At 45.9% G+C, this 24927-nt stretch carries 4 protein-coding genes; 2 read left to right on the forward strand and 2 right to left on the reverse strand.

Annotated features, from left to right (window positions below):
* Nucleotides 1-229 precede the first annotated feature (229 nt).
* Entirely contained in the window at nucleotides 230-3145 is a 2916-nt protein-coding gene (locus QL995_RS04575) for a retention module-containing protein (protein ID WP_290293231.1), read from the forward strand.
* Nucleotides 3145-24024, forward strand: a complete 20880-nt coding sequence (locus tag QL995_RS04580) for an Ig-like domain-containing protein (RefSeq protein ID WP_290293435.1) — start codon at nucleotides 3145-3147, stop codon at nucleotides 24022-24024. Before QL995_RS04575 ends, QL995_RS04580 begins: the two co-directional genes overlap by 1 nt.
* 147 nt (nucleotides 24025-24171) lie before the next feature.
* Here the strand turns inward: QL995_RS04580 and QL995_RS04585 are convergent, their stop codons facing one another.
* Together QL995_RS04585 and flgM are read right to left on the reverse strand one after the other, a co-directional pair.
* Complete coding sequence (locus tag QL995_RS04585; RefSeq protein ID WP_165726470.1) at nucleotides 24172-24603, reverse strand: flagellar protein FlgN; 432 nt, start codon at nucleotides 24601-24603, stop codon at nucleotides 24172-24174.
* Entirely contained in the window at nucleotides 24596-24916 is a 321-nt protein-coding gene (gene flgM, locus QL995_RS04590) for a flagellar biosynthesis anti-sigma factor FlgM (protein ID WP_007581856.1), read from the reverse strand. Before flgM ends, QL995_RS04585 begins: the two co-directional genes overlap by 8 nt.
* Between the last annotated feature and the right edge of the window lie 11 nt (nucleotides 24917-24927).

Genomic DNA, 24927 nt, shown 5'->3' on the forward strand with positions numbered 1-24927 from the left:
TAGATCCTGTTAAGACCGAAAATACTCTTTTAAATATTTAGTAAAGGAGTGCTAATTTTGCAAGTAATCTTTTTGGACAGCATAAAAAAAAATTTCTACCACTTTTTTGTTGATTTTTTATTTTTGAATTTTTCTTCTAAACCTGTACTTGAGTCCAGTATCTATGTGCTTTTTTTGTTCTACCTTTAACTTATTAGATTGTTATTTTAAAAAGTTTGAGGGTACCTAAATGGAAGCAAATCAACTTGTAGTTATTGATATTCAGGGTTCGGCGGGTGTTGTGTTGGATGATGGATCAATAAGAGCGTTAAACGTTGGTGACATTATTACCGTAGGTGATTTAGTTGTTACTGCTATTAAGTCGTCGTTACAAATAGATGTGCAAGGTGAAACCTTATCTATACCCGCAAATCAAAAGGTAAAAATAACACCAGACCTATTAGCTAAAGAAGCAAGAGACTCTAGCGAAACAACTGTTTTTGATGAAAGTTTAGATGAAGCAATCGCAAGCTTAGACTTAGGTACAGAGCAAGACTCATCAACGGCGGCTAATTCAGATGTAACAGATTTTTTAGATGCATTAGAGGGTGATGGGGACATTTTAGATAATTTAGAGGCAACAGCCGCTGGTGGCGGTAATGCAGCTGGTGCAGATGGAGGTAGTTCGTTTGTACAGTTAACCCGAATTTCTGAAAGTGTTGATCCTAGTAGTGTTACTTTTGATTCTTCTTTTGATCAAAACGCTACTGAAGCTTTTAATTTAAGAGATACCTCTGATGGTATTGTGCCTGACGCAACTTCGGCTTCTATTTCACTTAATGAGCTGGGCGTTACTAATTCATCACAACCAACAATTACCGGTACGAGTGAAAACTTAATTGGCGAAACGGTTAATGTGACGGTAACTGATGTTGATGGAAATTCTCAAGTAGTTAGTGTTGTGATTGGCCCTGATGGTACCTTTGAAATAACCCTACCAACTCCGGTTGCTGATGGCCCTGTGACCGTTGTTGTTGAAGCAACAGATCCTGTTGGCAACCCTATAAACGACACTATTTCTATAGAAATTGATACAACACCTCCGCTTATTGCTATTGATCCTGTTGCCGATTCTGCTTCGCAAACAGTGACAGTAACAGGGACTGTATCTGGGTTGAACACTGGGGATAATGTGTCAGTCACGTTAACGGATAGTGCAGGTACGGTACAAACAATTGTTACTCAAGTTGATGCGCTAGGAAATTGGGTTATTACTACTACCTCACCTTTATCTGAAGGAGAGTTTAACGTAAGCGCAGTGGCGATTGATGCCGCTGGAAATCAAGCTGTAGATCAAGCTTTAGCGAATGTAGATTTAACTGCTCCGGTAATCACAGTAAATGTAACTGATGAAACAAATAACGCAACACCACCACTTGTTGGAACAACAAATGGGGTTCCTGAAGGCACGCAAGTAACAATTACTGTTACAGATAGTGCAGGACAAATACAAACATTAACAGCGGTTACTCAAGCCGATGGAAGCTGGAGTGTAGAAGTTGGGACTCCTTTACCTGAAGGTGATTTTACTGTTGATGCACAAGTAAGCGACAGTGTAGGAAACTTAGCATTAGCAAGTGATTCAGGAGTAGTTGATTTAACGGCGCCTACGGTACAAATTAATAATATTAACGACACTCAAGACACCACGCCAACTATTACAGGTAACGCGCAAGATGTACCTGCAGGCTCTATTATTAGTGTGGTTATTACCGATTTTAATGGTCAAACTCAAACATTATTAACCCAAACTAACGCTGATGGTGATTGGTCTATTGACGTAACTACGCCATTGGCTGAAGGGCAGTTTGAGGTTGATGCAAGTGTAAGTGATGCTGCGGGTAATCAAGCCCAAGCAAATAACCAAGGTGTTGTTGATTTAACAAATCCAGATATTACCGTTACTGCAATTGCTGATACTAACGATACTACACCAACATTTGTAGGTAGGGTAGAAGACGCCCCAGCGGGCTCTGTAATTACAGTATTAGTAACCGATATTAACGGTAACGTACAAACTTTAACTACTTTATTAAATGAAGATGGCACATGGAGTGTTGATGCTAATGAAATCTTGCCAGGTGGGGAGTTTACCGCAACTGCGTCAGTTTCAGATGCTGCGGGTAATGAGGCATCTGCGCAAACAAACGGCGAAATAACGTTTGCTCCTATTTCAATTCAAATCGATGCAATTGCTAATACTAACGATACCACTCCATTTTTAAGTGGTAACACCGGTAATGTGCCTGCAGGTACAACCATTACTTTAACTATTACGGCAAGCGATGGGAGTACATTTACATTACTTGCAGTGACGCAAGCAGATGGTTCGTGGACTGCACAAGTAACAACCCCTCTACCTGAGGGCGACTTTACTGTAGTTGCAGCGGTTATAGATGACTCGGGCAATGAGGCGCAAGCAAGTGCAGTAGGTAATGTTGATTTAACTGTAAGCATTAATTTTATTATTGATACTAACGATACAACACCAACAATTAGCGGCTCTACCCAAGACGTAGAACCTGGTGCGTTAGTAACCGTTACATTTACAGGAAGCGATGGCGTAGCAGAAACCGTGGAAGTAGTTACAGGTGCTGACGGAAGTTGGTCAGTTGAGGCAACTAATGAATTAGTTGAAGGTCAGTTTAGTGTAATTGCAACAGTGACTGATGCTGCAGGTAATACAGCTTCTGCAAGTGAAACTGGAGAGATTGATTTAACAGATCCTGCAATCACGATTAATCCTATTGAGGATACGAATGATGTAACCCCATCTGTAAGCGGTAATGTAATTGATGTACCTGCAGGGACCGAAGTTACATTAGTAATAACTGACAATGAAGGCAATGAACAAACACTTACAACAATTACAAATACAGATGGTACATATACAGCGGATATTATTGCAGATCTCAGTGAAGGTGATTTCACAGTAACAGCAAGTGTTAGCGACACTGCAGGCAATAGCAGTACGGCAACTGTTACGGGTACGGTCGATTTAACCGCACCAAGTGTCACTATCAACAATATTGCAGATACAAACGATACAACACCTACTCTTACCGGTTCTACCCAAGGATTAGCATCGGGCAGTGAAGTACTTTAATTGTTACCGATAGTCTAGGAGCAGAGCAACAGTTAGTGACTACTATAAGTGCTGATGGTACTTGGAGTATTGAGATTTCAACTGCTTTAAGTGAGGGGGATTTTACCGTAACTGCTAATGTATCTGATAATGCGGGTAACGCAGCCCAAGATTCACAATTAGGCACAGTTGATACCACCCCTCCTTTAGTTGCAATAAATGACTTTGCTGATTCAAACGACACAACACCTATATTTAGTGGAACAACGAGTGATGTAGCACCGGGTAGCCTTGTTAGTGTTTTAGTTACTGATGCAAATGGTGAGTCTCAAACATTGACGGCGGTTGTGTCAGAAGATGGAACTTGGCAAGTAGGTGCAACTCAAGCTGTTGCTGAAGGCGACTTTACAATTACGGCAACAGTAACAGACGCTGCAGGTAATGAAGCAAGCGATACCGGTACTGGAATAATTGATTTATCAGCTCCAATTATAGCAATTAATGCAATCCCAGATAGCGCCGATACTACTCCAACAATTTCAGGTTCCGTACAAAATGTGCCAGCTGGAACAACGGTTACGTTAACATTGACGGACGCTGCTGGTAATACACAAACAATTACAACACAAACGCTAGCTGATGGTACTTGGACAGCTGATGCTATTAATGAGTTAGTTGAAGGTGACTTTAGCGTTAATGCCATCGTTAGCGATGAAGCAGGTAACCAAAGTGAAACTTTAGCACAAGGAACTATCGATAATACCGCACCAACTATTACGATTGATGCACTCGCTGATAGCAATGATACAACACCAACTATTTCAGGCACTGCGACGGGTGAGCCAGAAGGCACGGTTGTTACTATTACAGTAACTGATGAAGCTGGTAACCCACAAACCATCACTACAGAAGTACTCGCTGACGGCACTTTCACTGTTGATGTACCAGATGAATTAAGCGAAGGCGAATACAGCGTAGACGTATCAATCACTGATACTGCTGGTAACGTAAGCACAGAAGTAACAACGGGTACTATTGATACCTCAGCTCCGGTGATTACGATAGATGCACTGGCTGATAGTAACGACACCACCCCAACTATTTCAGGCACCGCAACAGGTGAGCCAGAAGGCACGGTTGTTACTATTACCGTGACTGATGAAGCCGGTAACCCACAAACTATCACTACAGAAGTACTCGCTGATGGCACCTTTAGTGTTGATGTCCCGAACGAATTAAGTGAAGGTGAATTTACTATTGAGGTATCGGTTACAGATACTGCGGGCAATGAAACCACAGCAACTACGACGGGCGAAGTTGATACTGCCGCGCCAACGGTTATTATTGACCCAGTAGGTGATACTAACGACACCACCCCAACTATTTCAGGCACTGCAACGGGCGAGCCAGAGGGTACAGTTGTTACTATTACGGTAACTGATGAAGCAGGTAATCCACAAATAATTACTACTGAAGTACAAGCCGATGGAACCTTTAGTGTTGATGTACCAAATGAATTAAGTGAAGGTGAATTTACCGTTGAGGTATCAGTTAACGATACAGCAGGGAATGAAACCACAGCAACAACAACAGACGAAGTTGATACTGCCGCGCCAACAGTTATTATTGACCCTGTAGGTGATACTAACAACCCCACCCCAACTATTTCAGGCACCGCAACGGGTGAGCCAGAAGGCACATTAGTTACAATTACGGTAACTGATGAAGCAGGTAATCCACAAATAATCACCACTGAAGTACAAGCCGATGGCACCTTTAGTGTTGATGTGCCGAACGAATTAAGTGAAGGCGAATTTACAGTTGAGGTATCCGTTACTGACACTTCAGGTAATGAAACCACAGCAACTACGACTGGAGAAGTTGATACTTCAGCACCGGTGATCACGATAGATGCACTGGCTGATAGTAACGACACCACCCCAACAATTTCAGGCACCGCAACGGGTGAGCCAGAGGGCACGGTTGTTACTATTACAGTTACTGATGAAGCAGGTAACCCACAAACCATAACTACAGAAGTACAAGCCGATGGCACATTTAGTGTTGATGTACCAAATGAACTAAGCGAAGGCGAATTTACTGTTGAGGTATCCGTTACTGATACCGCAGGTAATGAAACCACAGCCACAACAACGGGAGAAGTTGATACCACAGCGCCAATAGTCACTATTAACGCGTTAGGCGATACGAGTGATACAACACCGACCATTTCAGGTACGGTTAGCGGGGAGCCAGCTGGTTCAACCGTAACTTTAACCGTGACCGATGCTAACGGTGAATTACAAACAATTACAGCACAAGTAATTGCTGATGGAAGTTGGACTGCAGAAGTATCCGCGGCTTTAGCTGAAGGAAGCTACTCTGTAGATGCAAGTATTAGTGATAGCGCTGGTAATGAAGGCACAGCAAGTGCTTCAGGCACAATTGATACAAGCGCATTGACCATTACCATTGATATTATTGGCGAAACTAACGATCAAACACCTCAAATAAATGGTGATACTTTTAATGCACAAGCTGGCTCTCAAGTTGAAGTTCAGATCACTGACTCAGCGGGTGCAATAATTACTTTAACCACAGTTGTTGATGAAAACGGTCTTTGGAGTGTTACTCCGCCTGCAAATTTAGCTGAGGGCACCATTTTAATTAGTGCAACAGTAACAGACATAGGTGGTGGAACGGCTAATGCAGAGCTTGATGCTGTAATTGATATTACGCCTCCAACAATACAAGTTAATGAACTAGAAACAAGTAATGATACAACACCGGTTATTTCTGGTAACACAACTGACGTAGCTTCAGGCACAGTTATAAATTTAACGGTTACTGATTCTCAAGGGGTTGTTCGCACATTTAGCACAACAACAGATGCAGATGGTAATTGGAGTGTTGAACTTTCTCAAGAGTTGGCCTCGGGCGATTATTCTGTAGAAGCTGAAGTATCTGATGCTGCAGGAAATAGCGCTTCAACTACGGCTACCGGTAATATAGACACATCAGGACCTAGCTTAACCGTTGACTTTGAAGCTGTAACCAACGACTCAACGCCTACTATTTCAGGCACTAGTGATGCAGACGTTGGTACCAGTATCACGGTTGTTATTACAGATGAAAATGGAGTTGAACAAACACTTAGCACCACAGTAGGTGCAAATGGTAACTGGGAAGTAACTCCACAAACAGATTTAAATGAAGGTGATAACACCATCGAAGTGAGTGTATCTGACGAAGCAGGAAATACGACAACAGTTACAGATACAATTACGTTAGACACACAAGCGCCAATACTCACCATTCAAAACGTAGGCGATGTCAGCGATTTAACACCTGAGCTGCAGGGCACTAGTAATGAAATTGGCGGCACCGTAACACTGACCATCACCGACAGCCAAGGCGCTGAGCAAACCTTCACCACCACCGTTGAAAGTGATGGCCACTGGAATATTGAAATTCCAGGTGCCCTTGCACAAGGTGACTTTAGCGTTGTTGCCAGCATCACTGATGCTGCAGGCAACGACACCACGACCAACAGTAGTGGTAATGTAGATACTATTACACCGGTTGTCACCGTTGATGCACTGGGTTTAGGCAACGACAGCACCCCAGTGATTAGTGGTACCTCAACAGAGCCTACAGGCACGGTTATCAACATTGTTATTACCGACAGTAACGGTGATGAGCACCCAATCACCGCTACTGTGGATGCAAACGGTGATTGGCAAGCAACCAGCCCTGAATTACCAGATGGGGGCTACACTGTACAAGCTAGCATCACCGATGCGGCAGGCAACACCGGCGGCGCAGTTCAATCAGGCACCCTTGATACCTTAGCGCCGACATTGACACTGGATACCGTAGGAGCGACCAACGACAGCACGCCAACAATCAGCGGAAGCAGCAATGCGTCAGCGGGCACAGTGATAAACATCAGTGTAAGCGATGGCACCACAACCGAAATGTTCACCGCGACAGTACAAGCCGACGGCAGTTGGTCAGCAGATGTGCCGAACGCGTTAACTGATGGTCCACTTACTATCGAAGCAAGCGTTAGTGATAACGCCGGTAATACCACTACGTTAAGTGAAACCGCCATACTCAACACCACAGCGCCAAGCATCAGTATTAATGCACTGGTTGACACCAACGACACCACCCCAACCATTAATGGTACAAGCGATGCGGCAGATGGCACCACCATTAGTTTAACGTTTGAAGACAGTGCAGGGAATATTACGACTGTTGATACGACCGTAACGGGTGGTGTATGGAGCGTCGATGCACCAACTGATTTAGCCGAAGGCGAATATACTGTCACCGCAGAGGTAGACGATGGTCTAGGTAATATCGGCACCGCCACCGAAACAGGCGAGATTGACTTAACCGGACCAAGCCTTGTTATTACCAACAACGGTGTAGGCAACGACACTACGCCAACGATTGCAGGTACTAGCGATGCACCGCAAGGCAGTGAAGTAACCATTGTTGTCACCGACAGCAGCGGCGCAGCGCAAACAATGAGCGCCACCGTACTAGCCAATGGTACGTGGTCAATCCCTGTACCGATAGCACTTGCAGAGGGCGCATACACTATTAGCGCGAGTGTTGAAGATGCGGCAGGCAACGACACCACCGCCACAGGCGCAGGTGAAATAGATACCACTGCACCGACACTTGTACTTACCAGCCCAGGCTCAAGTAATGACATCACCCCGACACTCAGTGGAACAAGTGATGCGGTTGAAGGCACGGTTATTAACTTCACGGTTATGGACGATCAAGGCAATACACAAACCTTTACCACCACGGTGGATGCCGATGGCAACTTCTCAGTCGAAGTGCCAACAGCACTGGCAGAAGGGCCGTACACGATCACCGCCAATATCAGCGATGTGGCAGGTAACAGCACCGATATTACCGGCAACGGCACCATTGATACCACAGCACCAAGTGTGAGTGTAGATGCGCCAGTATTAACAAACGACAGCACGCCCACGGTTGCGGGCACCAGTGATGCACCTAACAGCATCATCACGGTTACGTTTACAGATGCAGCAAATGCCACTCAAAGCATTGATGTACAAACAGATACTAACGGTAACTGGAGTGCGACACCAACAGGTACATTAGCTGAAGGTAATTACAATGTCAGCGCCAGCATCACTGATGCTGCAGGCAACACAGGTACAGGTACAGATACAGGCGAAGTAGATATAACACCGCCAGATTTAGCGTTTACACCTACCTTCTTATTAGGTTCATTGGTGTTATTAAACGGTACATCTGATTTACCGGCTGGCAGTGAAATTACCATTACTGAGCAACTTGTTGGCGGCGGTGTGGGCGTAAGTTACACCACAACCACTGACGCCAATGGTAACTGGTCACTGACTGGTATTGATATCTCATTACTGAACTTAGGCTCGGTGATCGCAACAGCGACCGATGCCGCAGGTAATACCCGTACAATTAGTTCAGATGACTTTGATAATACGCCACCGACACTCACTGTTGATGTTGCAGCACAAAGCGACAGCAACACGCCAATCATAAGCGGCACAAGTGACGCAGGTGAGGGCGCGCAAGTGACCATAGTGGTTACTGATAGCGCAGGCAACCCACAAACCATCACCGCGCTTGTGGATGCAAACGGTGATTGGAGTGCCACACCAGCGACACCATTAAGTGAAGGTCAAAGCACCATTGAAGTGAGTGTACGCGACAGTGTCGGCAATGAAACCACCGTGAGTGATACCACCACCATCGACACGCAAGCGCCAACACTCACCATTCAAAACGTGGGCGATGTTAGCGATTTAACACCCGAGCTTCAGGGCACCAGTAATGAAATTGGTGGCACCGTTACACTCACCATCACCGACAGTGAAGGCATCAATCAAACCCTTAGCACCGTTGTAGGCAGCGATGGTCACTGGGCAATCGAAGTATCGACAGCTCTTGCACAAGGTGACTTTAGCGTTGTTGCCAGCATTACTGATGCGGCAGGCAACGAGAGCACCGCAAACAGCAGTGGTAATGTAGATACCATCACACCAATCGTCACTGTTGACGCATTGGGTCTAGGTAACGACAGCACCCCAGTTGTTAGTGGTACCTCAACAGAGCCTGAAGGCACGGTTATCAACATTATTATTACCGACAGTAACGGTGATGAGCACCCAATCACTGCCACAGTTGATGCCAGCGGTAATTGGCAAGCAACCAGCCCTGAATTACCAGATGGCAGCTACACCGTACAAGCCAGTATCACCGATGATGCAGGCAACACAGGTGGCGCAGTTCAATCAGGCACTCTAGATACCTTAGCACCGATATTAACACTGGATACCGTGGGCGCTACGAACGACAGCACCCCAGCAATTAGCGGGACATCGAACGCGCCAGCAGGGACTGTTATTAGTATCAGCGTGAGCGATGGCACAACAACCGAAGCGTTCACCGCGACAGTGCAAGCTGATGGTAGCTGGTCAGCGGATGTACCGAATGAATTAACGGATGGACCGCTTACGATTGAAGCAAGCGTTAGCGATAACGCCGGAAACACCACCACATTAAGTGAAACCGCGACACTCAATACCACTGCGCCAAGCATCAGTATTAATGTACTGGTTGACACCAATGACACCACCCCAGCTATTAATGGTACAAGCGATGCGGCAGATGGCACCACCATTAGTTTAACGTTTGAAGATAGTGCAGGAAATATTACGACTGTTGATACAACCGTAACGGGTGGTGTATGGAGCGTCGATGCACCAACTGATTTAGCCGAAGGCGAATATACTGTCACCGCACAGGTAGATGATGGCCTAGGTAATATCGGCAGTGCCACCGAAACAGGTCAGATAGACCTTACTGGCCCGAGCCTTGTTATTACCAACAACGGTGTAGGCAACGACACCACGCCAACGATTGCAGGCAGTAGTGATGCACCGCAAGGCAGTACGGTAACGGTTATAGTGACAGATAGCAGTGGCACACCGCAAACAATAAGCGCCACCGTACTTGCCAATGGCACATGGTCAATCCCTGTACCGGCAGCACTTGCAGAAGGTAACTTCACCGTAAGCGCAAGCGTGAGCGATACGGCAGGCAACGAAGCCACCGCCACAGGCACTGGTGAAATAGATACCACCGCACCGACACTTGTACTTACCAGCTCAGGCTCAAGTAGCGACATCACCCCGACACTCAGCGGCACAAGCGATGCCGTTGAAGGCACCGTTATTAACTTCACGGTTGTGGACGATCAAGGCAATACACAAATCTTTACGACCACTGTGGATGCCGATGGCAACTTCTCTATAGAAGTACCGACTGCCTTGGCAGAAGGGCCGTACACGATCACCGCTAACATCAGCGATGTAGCAGGTAACAGCACCGATATTACCGGCAACGGCACAATAGACACGTCCGCGCCAAGCATTACCGTTGATGCGCCAGTATTAACAAACGACAGCACGCCAACAGTGACAGGCACCAGTGATGCACCTAACAGCACCATCACGGTGACGTTTACAGATGCAGTGAATGCAGTGCAAACTATTGATGTACAAACCGATGCTAATGGTAACTGGAGTGCGACACCAACAGGCACATTAGCTGAAGGGAACTACAGCGTCAGCGCTAGCATCACCGATGCCGCAGGCAACACAGGTACCGGTACAGACAGTGGCGAAGTGGATGTAACTCCGCCAACCCTTGCCTTTACGCCAACGTTTGAGCTTGGCTTATTAGTCACATTAAGTGGTACGTCTGACTTGCCAGCAGGTAGTGAAATTACTATTACCGAGCAACTTGTTAACGGGGGTATTGGTGCAACTTATACCACTACAACCGATGCGGATGGCAACTGGTCATTAGTCGGATTAGATGTATCGTTACTTGATGTTGGCTCAGTGATCGCAACAGCGACCGATGCCGCAGGTAATACCCGTACAATTAGCTCAGATGATTTTGATAATACGCCACCGACACTCACTGTTGATGTTGCAACACAAAGCGACAGCAACACGCCAATCATAAGCGGCACAAGTGACGCAGGTGAGGGTGCGCAAGTGACCATAGTGGTTACTGATAGCGCAGGCAACCCACAAACCATCACCGCATTTGTGGATGCAAACGGTGATTGGAGTGCCACACCAGCGACACCATTAAGTGAAGGTCAAAGCACCATTGAAGTAAGTGTACGCGACAGTGTCGGCAATGAAACCACGGTGAGTGACACCACCACTATCGACACGCAAGCGCCACTACTCACCATTCAAAACGTGGGCGATGTCAGCGATTTAACACCAGAGCTTCAGGGCACCAGTAACGAAATTGGCGGCACTGTTACACTCACCGTGACCGACAGCGACGGCGTAATGCAAACCATTACCACCACCGTTGAAAGTGATGGCCACTGGGACATTGAAATCCCAAGTGCGCTTGCGCAAGGTGACTTTACTGTAAGCGCCAGCATTACTGATGCTGCAGGCAACGACACCACCGCGAGCAGCAGTGGTAACGTAGACACCATTACACCGGTTGTCACCGTTGACGCACTGGGCCTTGGTAACTACAGCACCCCAGTGATTAGTGGTACTTCAACAGAGCCTGAAGGCACCGTTGTAAACATTGTTATTACCGACAGTAACGGTGATGAGCACCCAATCACCGCTACTGTGGATGCAAACGGCGATTGGCAAGCAACCAGCCTTGAATTACCAGATGGAAGCTACAACGTACAAGCCAGTATCACCGATGATGCAGGCAACACCGGCGGCGCCACACAAACAGGCAGCTTAGATACTTTAGCGCCGACACTGACGTTAGACACAGTCGGTGCCACGAATAACAGCACACCAACAATTAGCGGGACATCGAACGCGCCAGTAGGCACGGTTATAACGATTAACGTCACGGATGCAAATAATACAGAAACGTTCACTGCAACAGTGCAAGCCGATGGCAGCTGGTCAGCGGATGTACCGAACGCGTTAACTGATGGTCCACTCACTATCGAAGCAAGCGTCAGCGACAGTGCAGGCAACACCACCATGTTAAGTGAAGGCGCAACATTAGATACCAACGCACCGAGTATTAATATCGATGCATTAATGGACACAAATGATACAACACCGAATGTGAGCGGTACCAGCAGTGCAGCAAATGGCACTATTATCACCGTCAGTATCACGGACAGTAATGACATAACAAACACGGTACAAACAACCGTTACAGACGGTATCTGGAGTGTTGAAGCTCCTGTTGACTTAGCTGAAGGCAGTTATGAAGTTGAAGCGAGTGTTACAGATGGAAGCGGCAATACAAGTACAGCAACAGAAAATGGTGTAGTGGATACGACCATTCCTAATATTGCCGTAAATGATGTAACCGTGACTGATGACACAACACCTACGATCACCGGCACAGCGAATGCGCCACAAGGTAGCACCGTAAGCGTTGAAATCACCGACAGTAATAATATTACTCATACCGTAACGACCACATTAGGGGTTAATGGCACATGGAGCGTAGCAGCCACGCAAGTACTGGCTGAAGGCACCTTTACAGTGAGCGCCAGTGTGAGCGATGCCGCAGGCAACGAAGCCACTGCCACAGGTGCTGGTGAAATAGATACCATTGCACCGACACTTATACTTACCAGCCCAGGCTCAAGTAACGACGTAACCCCAACCTTAAGCGGCACCAGTGATGCGGTTGAAGGCACCGTGATCACCTTCACCGTAGTGGATGATTTAGGCAATACACAAACCTTCACCACCACTGTGGATGCTGATGGTAACTTCTCTATAGAAGTACCGACTGCCTTGGCAGAAGGGCCGTACACGATCACCGCCAACATCAGCGATGTGGCAGGCAACAGCACTGATATTGCGAGCAATGGCACCATTGATACCACAGCACCAAGTGTGAGTGTAGATGCGCCGTTACTAACCAACGACAGCACGCCAACTGTGACTGGCACCAGTGATGCACCTAACAGCACCATCACGGTGACGTTTACCGATGCAACAAATGCCACTCAAAGCATTGATGTACAAACCGATGCAAGTGGTAACTGGAGTGCGACACCAACAGGTACATTAGCTGAAGGTAATTACAGCGTCAGCGCCAGCATCACTGATGCTGCAGGCAACACAGGTACAGGTACAGATACAGGCGAAGTAGATATAACACCGCCAGATTTAGCGTTTACACCTACCTTCTTATTAGGTTCATTGGTGTTATTAAACGGCACCTCTGATTTACCGGCTGGCAGTGAAATTACTATTACTGAGCAACTTGTTGGCGGCGGTGTGGGCGTAAGTTACACCACAACCACTGACGCCAATGGTAACTGGTCACTGACTGGTATTGATATCTCATTACTGAACTTAGGCTCAGTGATCGCAACAGCGACCGATGCCGCAGGTAACACGCGTACAATTAGCTCAGACGACTTTGATAACACACCACCAACGCTTACTGTTGAGGTTGACGCACAAAGCGACAGCAACACGCCAATCATAAGCGGCACAAGCGATGCAGGTGAGGGTGCACAAGTGACGATTGTGGTTACCGACAGCAACGGCAACCCACAAACTATCACCGCCCTTGTGGATGCAAACGGTGATTGGAGCGCCACACCAGCGACACCATTAAGTGAAGGTCAAAGCACCATTGAAGTAAGTGTACGCGACAGTGTCGGCAACGAAACCACCGTGAGTGACACCACGACTATCGACACGCAAGCGGCAACGCTCACCATTCAAAACGTAGGCGATGTTAGCGATTTAACACCTGAGCTGCAAGGCACCAGTAATGAAATTGGTGGCACTGTCACACTCACTATCACAGATAGCGCAGGTGCTGTGCAAACCATTGATACAATAGTTGACAGCGATGGCCACTGGGTTATTGAAGTATCAAACGCGCTTGCCCAAGGTGACTTCACAGTTGTTGCGAGCATTACCGATGCCGCAGGCAACGAGAGCACCGCAAACAGCAGTGGTAATGTAGATACCATCACACCAGTTGTCACCGTTGATGCACTGGGTTTGAGTAACGACAGCACTCCAGTGATTAGTGGTACCTCAACAGAGCCTGCAGGCACGGTTATAAACATTGTTATTACCGACAGTAACGGTGATGAACACCCAATCACCGCTACTGTGGATGCAAACGGTGATTGGCAAGCAACTAGCCCTGAATTACCAGATGGAAGCTACACCGTGCAAGCCAGTATCACCGATGATGCAGGTAACACCGGCGGCGCAACACAAACAGGCACCCTTGATACCTTAGCGCCGACATTGACACTGGATACCGTAGGAGCGACCAACGACAGCACCCCAACAATCAGCGGAAGCAGCAATGCGCCAGCGGGCACAGTAATAAACATCAGTGTAAGCGACGGCACCACAACAGAAACGTTTACCGCAACAGTAAAAGCCGATGGCAGTTGGTCAGCAGATGTACCGAACGCGCTAACTGATGGTCCACTCACTATCGAAGCAAGTGTAAGCGACAGTGCAGGCAACACCACCACGTTAAGTGAAGGCGCAACATTGGATACCAATGCACCGAGTATTAATATTGATGCATTAATGGATACAAATGATACAACGCCGAATGTGAGCGGTACCAGCAGTGCAGAAAATGGCACTATTATCACCGTCAGTATCACGGACAGTAATGACATAACAAACACGGTACAAACAACCGTTACAGACGGTATCTGGAGTGTTGAAGCTCCTGTTGACTTAGCTGAAGGCAGTTATGAAGTTGAAGCGAGTGTTACAGATGGAAGCGGCAATACAAGTACAGCAACAGAAAATGGTGTAGTGGATACGACCATTCCTAATATTGCCGTAAATGATGTAACCGTGACTGATGACACAACACCTACGATCACCGGCACAGCGAATGCGCCACAAGGTAGCACCGTAAGCGTTGAAATCACCGACAGTAATAATATTACTCATACCGTAACGACCACATTAGGGGTTAATGGCACATGGAGCGTAGCAGCCACGCAAGTACTGGCTGAAGGCACCTTTACAGTGAGCGCCAGTGTGAGCGATGCCGCAGGCAACGAAGCCACTGCCACAGGCACTGGTGAAATAGATACCATTGCACCGACACTTGTACTTACCAGTCCAGGCTCAAGTAGCGACATCACCCCGACACTTAGCGGCACAAGCGATGCCGTTGAAGGCACCGTTATTAACTTCACCGTGGTGGACGATCAAGGCAATACACAAACCTTTACGACCACTGTGGATGCCGATGGCAACTTCTTTATAGAAGTACCGACTGCCTTGGCAGAAGGGCCGTACACGATCACCGCCAGCATCAGCGATGCAGCAGGTAACAGCACCGGTATTACAGGTAACGGCACAATAGACACGACCGCGCCAAGCATTACCGTGGATGCGCCAGTACTCACCAATGACACCACACCCACAGTGACTGGTACCAGTGATGCACCTAATAGCACTATCACAGTTACGTTTACAGATGCAGCGAATGCCACTCAAAGCATTGATGTACAAACCGATGCAAGTGGTAACTGGAGTGCAACGCCAAGCGGCGATTTAGCGGAAGGTAATTACAGCGTCAGCGCCAGCATCACCGATGCTGCAGGCAACACAGGCACAGGTACAGACAGTGGCGAAGTCGATATAACACCGCCAGACTTAGCATTTACACCTACCTTCTTATTAGGCTCATTGGTGTTATTAAACGGCACCTCTGATTTACCGGCTGGCAGTGAAATTACCATTACTGAGCAACTTGTTGGCGGCGGTGTGGGCGTAAGTTACACCACAACCACTGACGCCAATGGTAACTGGTCACTGACTGGTATTGATATCTCATTACTGAACTTAGGCTCAGTGATCGCAACAGCGACCGATGCAGCAGGTAATACCCGTACAATTAGCTCAGACGACTTTGATAATACGCCACCGACACTCACTGTTGATGTTGCAGCACAAAGCGACAGCAACACGCCAATCATAAGCGGCACAAGCGATGCAGGTGAGGGTGCACAAGTGACGATTGTGGTTACTGATAGCGCAGGCAACCCACAAACCATCACTGCGCTTGTGGATGCGGATGGCAATTGGAGTGCCACTCCAACCACACCGCTAAGCGAAGGTGAAAGCACCATTGAAGTGAGTGTACGCGACAGTGTCGGCAACGAAACCACCGCGAGTGATACCACCACCATCGACACGCAAGCGCCAACGCTTACGATACAAAATGTAGGTGATGTAAACGACCTAACACCGACATTACAAGGCACCAGTAACGAAATTGGTGGCACTGTCACACTCACTATCACAGATAGCGCAGGTGCTGTGCAAACCATTGATACAATAGTTGACAGCGATGGCCACTGGGTTATTGAAGTATCAAACGCGCTTGCCCAAGGTGACTTCACAGTTGTTGCGAGCATTACCGATGCCGCAGGCAATGAGAGCACAGCGAATAGGAGTGGCAATGTTGATACGGTTACACCAATCGTCACTGTTGACGCATTGGGTCTAGGTAACGACAGCACCCCAGTTGTTAGTGGTACCTCAACAGAGCCTGAAGGCACGGTTATCAACATTATTATTACTGACAGCAACGGTGATGAACACCCAATTACAGCCACAGTCGATGCAAACGGCGATTGGCAAGCAACTAGCCCTGAATTACCGGATGGAAGCTACACCGTGCAAGCCAGTATCACCGATGATGCAGGCAATACTGGCGGTGCAGTTCAATCAGGCAACCTAGATACCTTAGCGCCAACTCTGACGTTAGACACAGTCGGCGCCACGAACGACAGCACCCCAACAGTCAGCGGAAGCAGCAATGCGCCAGCGGGCACAGTAATAAACATCAGTGTAAGCGAAGGCACCACAACAGAAACGTTCACCGCAACAGTACAAGCTGATGGCAGCTGGTCAGCGGATGTACCGAATGCACTGAGCGATGGTGAGCTCACCATTGAAGCTAGCGTGAGTGATAACGCCGGTAATACCACTACATTAAGTGAAACCGCAACACTCAACACCACGGCCCCAAGCATTAGTATTAATGCATTGGTTGATACCAACGACACCACCCCAACCATTAATGGTACAAGCGATGCGGCAGATGGCACCACCATTAGTTTAACGTTTGAAGACAGTGCAGGGAATATTACGACTGTTGATACGACCGTAACGGGTGGTGTATGGATCGTAGACGCACCAACTGATTTAGCCGAAGGCGAATACACCGTCACAGCTACCGTGAATGATGGGCTGGGCAATATAGGGAGTGCAACAGAGACAGGTCAGATAGACCTTACTGGCCCGAGCCTTATTATTACCGACAACGGCGTAGGCAACGACACCACCCCAACGATTGCAGGTACCAGTGATGCAGTGCAGGGAAGTGAAATAACGATTGTTGTCACTGATAGCAGTGGCACACCGCAAACAATAAGCGCCACCGTACTTGCCAATGGCACGTGGTCAATCCCTGTACCGGTAGCACTAGCAGAAGGTGCATACACCATTAGTGCAAGTGTTGAAGATGCCGCAGGCAACGACACCACCGCCACAGGCACCGGCGAAGTAGACACCACCGCACCTACACTTGTACTTACCAGCCCAGGCTCAAGCAACGACGTAACCCCGACACTGAGCGGCACAAGCGATGCGGTTGAAGGCACCGTTATTAACTTCACAGTTGTGGACGATTTAGGTAATACACAAACGTTCACCACCGCTGTGGATGCTGATGGCAACTTCTCAGTCGAAGTGCCAACAGCACTTGCAGAAGGGCCGTACACGATCACCGCTAACATCAGCGATGTGGCAGGTAACAGCACCGATATTACCGGCAACGGCACAATAGACACGTCCGCGCCAAGCATTACCGTTGATGCGCCAGTATTAACAAACGACAGCACGCCAACAGTGACAGGCACCAGTGATGCACCTAGCAGCACCATCACGGTGACGTTTACAGATGCAGCGAATGCAGTGCAAACTATTGATGTACAAACCGATGCTAATGGTAACTGGAGTGTAACGCCAAGCGGCGATTTAGCGGAAGGTAATTACAGCGTCAGCGCCAGCATCACCGATGCCGCAGGCAATACAGGCACGGGTACAGACACTGGCGAAGTCGATATAACCGCTCCGGATATTGAAATTATTCCATCGTTTTTATTAGGAAATTTGGTTTCTCTTTCGGGGGATTCTGATCTACCAGGGGGTTCTGTGATCACTATCACAGAGTACCTAGTTGGTGGGTTAGTTGGCGCAACTTATACAGCGACAACAAATCCTGATGGTACGTGGGGGCTTGCAAACATAACAGTACCTTTACTAAGTCTTGCTTATGTAACAGCCAGTGCAAGTGATGCCGCTGGTAACGTCAGAACAATCAATACACTTGATTTTGATAACGTAGCGCCAGAACTAACCGTTAGTGTTGATGCTTTATCGAATGATAGTACCCCAGTAATTAGCGGAACCACCGATATGGGGCAAGGCACTGTAATTGATGTGACTGTCACCGATAGTGCAGGGCAAAACCAAGAGTTTACGGCGATTGTTCAAGCCGGCGGTGGCTGGTCTGCTGCTGTACCAGCAGAGCTAGCGCAAGGTCAGTATACTGTTGTTGCAGAGGTTCGAGATGGTGTTGGTAACTTAACATCGAAGCAAGTGCAAGGAGAAATAGACAGCGCTGCTCCTTCATTAAGTGTAAATGAAGTTAATTCAACAACTAATACAACTCCTACAATTTCGGGTACGAGTGACGAAATTGGTGCTGATGTAACTATTATTATTGGTGGTCAAACACTAATAGCAACTGTGGGTACTGATGGTAATTGGCAAGTAGATGTCCCCGTAGCACTTGTTGATGGTGATTATACGGCGCAAGTAAGTATTAACGATGACGCTAATAATATCAGCAGCACGACTATTGATTTAACAATTGATACCCAAGTACCTGTTATTGTATTTAATGATATAACTGTATTTAACACTAATACACCAATTGTAAGTGGTACTTCAACTGAACCACAGAATACGGTGGTCGATATAGTCATTACAGATAGCAACGGTGATATACATACTTTAACCGCAATAGTTGATGCTAGCGGCGATTGGCAAGTTACAGCGCCAAGCTTGCCAGATGGCAATTATGATGTAGAGGTAAGTATTACCGATGATGCTGGTAATACAGGCTCTGATACAGGTTCGAGCTTTATTGATACTCAAGCACCAAGTATTACTATAAATGCATTAGGTACAATTAATAACAGCACGCCAACTATTTCAGGCACATCCAATGAACCTGAAAACACAAATATTACAGTAACTGTGACCGATGGAGATAGTACCGAGACTTACACAACTGTTGTTGGTGCAGGAGGTGCTTGGAGTGTAGATATAACAGACGCACTGACTGATGGTGAAGTTACAGTTTCTGCAAGTGTTACTGATGCCGCAGGGAATGAATCAGTTGCAAATAGTACCGCAACGTTAAATACCAATGCGCCTACAATTAATATTAATACAATTGTTGATACGAACGATCAAACACCAGAAGTATCAGGCACAAGTAGTGCGGCAGATAACACAGAAATCACAGTCGTTATAACTGACGTTAATAACATTTCACATACTGTAACTACTATGGTAGTAAGCGGGGTTTGGAGTGTTGATGCGACAAGTATTCTTCCTGAAGGTGAGTTTACTGTTTCGGCAATTGTGACTGAAGGTGGTTTAACAAGTAATGCAACTGGTGAGGGAGTGATAGATTTAGCTCCACCAGCACTTAATATTACACCGCCGGTAACTTCTAACGACACTACGCCTACAATTTCAGGCACAACTACAGCTCCACAAGGCGCATTAGTTATTATTTTAATTACGGATAACTTAGGTGCAGAGCAAACGGTTAATGCTACTGTTGGTGCAAATGGCACATGGTCAGTCGCTGCAAGTACAGAGGTGAGTGAGGGCACTTACACGGTTTCAGCTTCAACCACAGATACTGCCGGTAACCCTGTAAACACAAGTACTACAGGGGTAGTTGATATAACAGCGCCAGTTGTAACTATTAATAATATTGCTGGAAGTACCGATCTAACTCCAAGTATTTCAGGAAGTGTGACAGGTGCCAATGTGGGTGATGCTGTTGCTGTGGTATTCACCGATGCACAAGGTAATGAGCATACTGTAAATACAACGGTTCAAACTGGAGGTATATGGTCTGTAGAGGCAAGTAGCTCTCTTTCACAAGGCGATTATTCAGTTGAAGTATTTGTTACTGATAGCGCGGGTAATACCGGGGACGCAACAGATACAGCAACCATTGATACAATTGCTCCTGAAATTAGTATTAATCAAAGTTCATTAATACTAACTCAAGATAGCACTCCATTGATTACAGGTACGTCTAACGAGGAAAATACAAACGTTATTGTTACCTTTACTGATTCTGCTGGAGTTTCTCATCAAATGACCGTTCAAACCGATGGCAATGGAGACTGGCAAGCGGCCGCTAATAATATTTTAGCTGACGGTGTTTACAGTGTTAGTGCAACTATTAGCGATGCTGCGGGCAATACTTCGGTCGACAATAAAACCGGTGGTGAGGTTGATACCGTGGGACCAGAGCTAACAATTGTGCCTTCGTTCCTATTAGGTCGGTTGGTTTCTTTATCTGGTACATCTGATTTGGGCGAAGGTAAAACCGTTACGGTTACTCTAGAGCTTGCAGGTGATTTACTCGATTTAACATACGATGTAACCACAGATGCAAATGGTGATTGGGAGCTATTAGGCCTAGCCGTTAATGTTATTGGTCTATCAGTTGTTGAAGCCTCTGCAACCGATGAAGCGGGTAACACCACCACTATTACGACTGCAGATGTAGATGCTTCAACGCCGTTACTTAATGCGGTGGTTGACTTTGCTACTGGTGAGGGCGATTTACCAATAATTAGCGGTACGACCGACCAAGCCCCAGGCACCGAAGTGCTAGTGAGAGTGGTAGATAGCGAAAATGTAGTACAAGAGCTTACGGCTATAGTGCAAGCCGATAATACGTGGGCTGTACAAGTTCCTCAATCATTGGCTGAAGGAGTGTTTAAAGTCACTGTTAATGTGTTAAGTGAAGTAGGTATTACTACGACGCAGTTACTTACGGATGTGGTGGATACAATATCGCCAACACTTGGCTTAGAGGTTATTGGCACAACATCAGATTCAACGCCAATTATCCAAGGTACCAGTGATTTAATTAATGGTGTTGTTGAAATACAACTTGATGGTGGTTCAGTTTTAACCACTACGGTTAATGCAGCTGGGTTATTTTCACTCGAGGTAGATGCATTATCTGAAGGGCAACACGTTGCTAATGTGAGTATTACTGATAATGCAGGTAATGTAGTTACCGATACGCTTGAATTCGTCGTTGATACGCTAGTACCAGTGGTTGGAATTTTACCACTGAGCATTAGCAATACCGATTTATTAGAAATTTCAGGTACATCGGAAGAAGAACCAGGTACAGATATTGACGTAACTGTTATTGGTAGTAATGGTGAAAAAACGGTATTTAATACCTTAATTGGTAGCGATGGCAAGTGGTCTTTAGTAACTACTAGCTTATCAGATGGTATATATACTGTTTCTGCAAGTATAACTGACGCCGCAGGCAATACTGGGCAGTCGGCCATTGAGCAAGTAACCATAGATACTATAGCGCCAGCGCTAGGGATTGATGCGTTTGGTGTACTTAATACGCTAACACCTACTATTGAAGGGACAAGCGATGAAGAGGTAGGAAGTTTAATTACCGTAAATATTACTGACTCTACAGATACATTATATGTAGTTACCACTTCGGTATTAGGAGACGGAACATGGCTTATTGTTACTCCTTTACTTGCTGAAGGTGACTTAACAATTGAGGCAATAAGTACCGATGATGCTGGGAATATAACAACAGTTACGCAAACGGGCACTATTAGTACAACCTTACCAGGTTTGTTAATTAATCAAATTGTAGATACAAGCGATACAACGCCAACAATTACAGGTACCACAGATATATTAGCAGGTGACGTACAGGTAGTTATTACCGATAGTAGCGGTACAGCAACGACATATAACACCCAAGCTATTGCAGGTGTATGGACTCTAATACCTACAACACCATTAGCTGAAGGTGCCTTTACTGTAAGTGCTACAGTTGAAAACTTAGGGCTTACAAGTTCTACAAGCCTAGGTGGCATTATTGATTTAACACCACCAACAGTTGAAGTTAACCAGTTACCTGTTACTAATAACCCGTTACCAACAATTACAGGTATAAGTGATGCACCAGCAGGTACAAATGTAAGTGTTGTTATTACTGATGCTAATAACGATTCACAAACTATTACCGCTCAAGTTGCAGGCAATGGCACATGGTCAGTAACAGCTACTACCGCACTGAGTGAAGGTAGCTTTAGTGCAACAGCATCAATAAGCGATACAGCGGGTAACTCTGCTAACGATACTATGGTGTCAAGCACAGACTACACAGCGCCAACTGTAGTCATAGATCCAATATTGGTAGGGCAAGATACAACACCTACTGTTACGGGGTCAGTAATTGGAAGCTTTGCAGGACAAAATGTTATAGTTATGTTTACTGATTCAGCTGGTGCCACTCATAATGTTCAAACAACAGTTGGGCCTGATGGAACTTGGAGCGTGACCTCTACACAAGTACTTCCTGAGGGTAATTACAGCGTAGATGTAAGCATTGCTGATAGCGCAGGTAATACAGGTACGCAATCATCAAGTAGCGCAATTGACTCAGGTATTACAATTGATTCAGGATTGGTACTAACTACAGATCAAAACCCAGTTATAACAGGTACAGCCGCTCCAGGTGAGTCAGTAACGGTGACCTTTAGTGGCGCTACAGAGGCAACTGAAACAGTATTTGCTGATGCATCTGGTGAGTGGAGCGTAACAGCTAATACTACCTTAGCTGATGGGGCTTATACAGTAACAGCTGTAGCGACCGATAGTTCTGGAAACGCAACATCAAGCGGTAGTTTATCTGGATTGGTTATTGATAATACACCGATCAACTTTACAGTAGAACCTGAGTACTTACTTAATTTATTGGGTATAGGGATATTGGTTGGTTACGAAGGTACATCTGATGGCGGTGAGGGAAGTAAGGTCTATATTTTCGACTCATTAGTTTTAGGCATTGATTTAGTATTAACTTCAGCGCCATATGCAGTTGTAGATGCTCAAGGTAATTGGGACTCTACTAATTTAGATCTGAATCTTTTAGGTTTACTGGGTACAGGTCTTGAAAACACGCATTTCTATACTGTGGACGAAGCTGGTAATTATCAAGTTAAAAATGGAAATGATGTATTTATAGAGTCAGGCAATATTTACGATAATGGAGCAAGCGCTGCTTCTGGCGACACAATCCCTGCATCATTTAGCGAAGAGTCGGCTTTAGGCGATACAACCCCTAATGAAGTTTCAAGCAACAACTTATTAAGCACTGAAACGATTGATTTAGGCAACTTGAGTGGTCTATCAGCACCTGAGCAAACTATGCAAGTGAGTTCGGCGGAGCCGCTTAATATTGATGACGTTATCATTAACGAAGATGCAGAGCAGCTTATAGCGCTAAATACACTGATTGAAGACGAAGGCTCTGCAATTGCTTATACTCCAGCTCAAAGTGGGGGAAGCATTGATGCAGCAGCATCTGCGGTTGATGTACAAAATCAATCGGAAGAGATGATTAAACACTTAATTGAAAGTAGTAATAATCAAACGGATATTTAATATTAATAGAGCCCTCTTAATTATTTATTAAGGGGGCTTACATTATTAAGAAAATTGATATTATTTATAACGAAATTTAAGCATAAAGGACATTAAAAAAGCCTTATTGATAAATCAATAAGGCTTTTTTAATGTGAAATTTTGGGCTTACGCTTTTAAATTACGAACCAGTTTACTCTCGGTATTTACAGACTTACCGGCTTGGTCGTAGGTCATTGACGTTGGTGCGCCAATTAATATCTCTTTTAATTGTTTAACACTTAGTTGCGCTTGGCGAGCGGCATGAGCATTAACATTATTTTGTTTTTGGCACTGCGCAAGTTGAGTTTTAACTTGGCTTATTAGCTCAGATATTTCAGGGTTTTGTGTATCGTTACTGGCAATTAGCTTACTTAGCTCTTTATCTAGAGTGCTTAACTTAGTTAAAAAAGACATTTTTTGTTGGGTAATTTCTTTTAAACCAGCACCACGTCGTGAGGCAATAGCAGTAAGCTCGTCGTTTAATAGCGCGTGCAAAGAGTCTAAACAACTTACTTGTTGGTTTAGTTTTACGCTAATTAAACTATTATGATCAGCCATACACGTTAAACTCAAAATCAGCTAAGTTTTTAGCAAGCTTTTCACTGTCCACTTGATATTTACCTTCGGTAATTGCTTTTTTAAGCTCAGCAACTTTATCGCTATCAAAGCCAGACGATTGCTGTGCTTTATCTTGAAGCGTTTTTAATTGCTGCGCTTGCGGCGTCAAGCTTACAGAGTCACTTGCTGCTTTAGGCGAAGGAGTCTGCGTCGCTTGTGTATTTGCGTTATCTTTTTTTAAATCAACTTGTTGTTGCTTTGCATTTGTTAACGCATTAGCTTGTTGATTACTGCCATTAACTTGATTAACCATAATAATAAACC

It is taken from the genome of Pseudoalteromonas sp. APC 3358 (assembly GCF_030408075.1).
In the GTDB taxonomy this organism is placed as follows: domain Bacteria; phylum Pseudomonadota; class Gammaproteobacteria; order Enterobacterales; family Alteromonadaceae; genus Pseudoalteromonas; species Pseudoalteromonas arctica.

Coding starts and splice junctions, on each gene's coding strand:
- QL995_RS04575 (WP_290293231.1), top strand. CDS start 230: ATGGAAGCAAATCAACTTGTAGTTATTGATATTCAGGGTTCGGCGGGT.
- QL995_RS04585 (WP_165726470.1), bottom strand. CDS start 24,603: ATGGCTGATCATAATAGTTTAATTAGCGTAAAACTAAACCAACAAGTA.
- flgM (WP_007581856.1), bottom strand. CDS start 24,916: ATGGTTAATCAAGTTAATGGCAGTAATCAACAAGCTAATGCGTTAACA.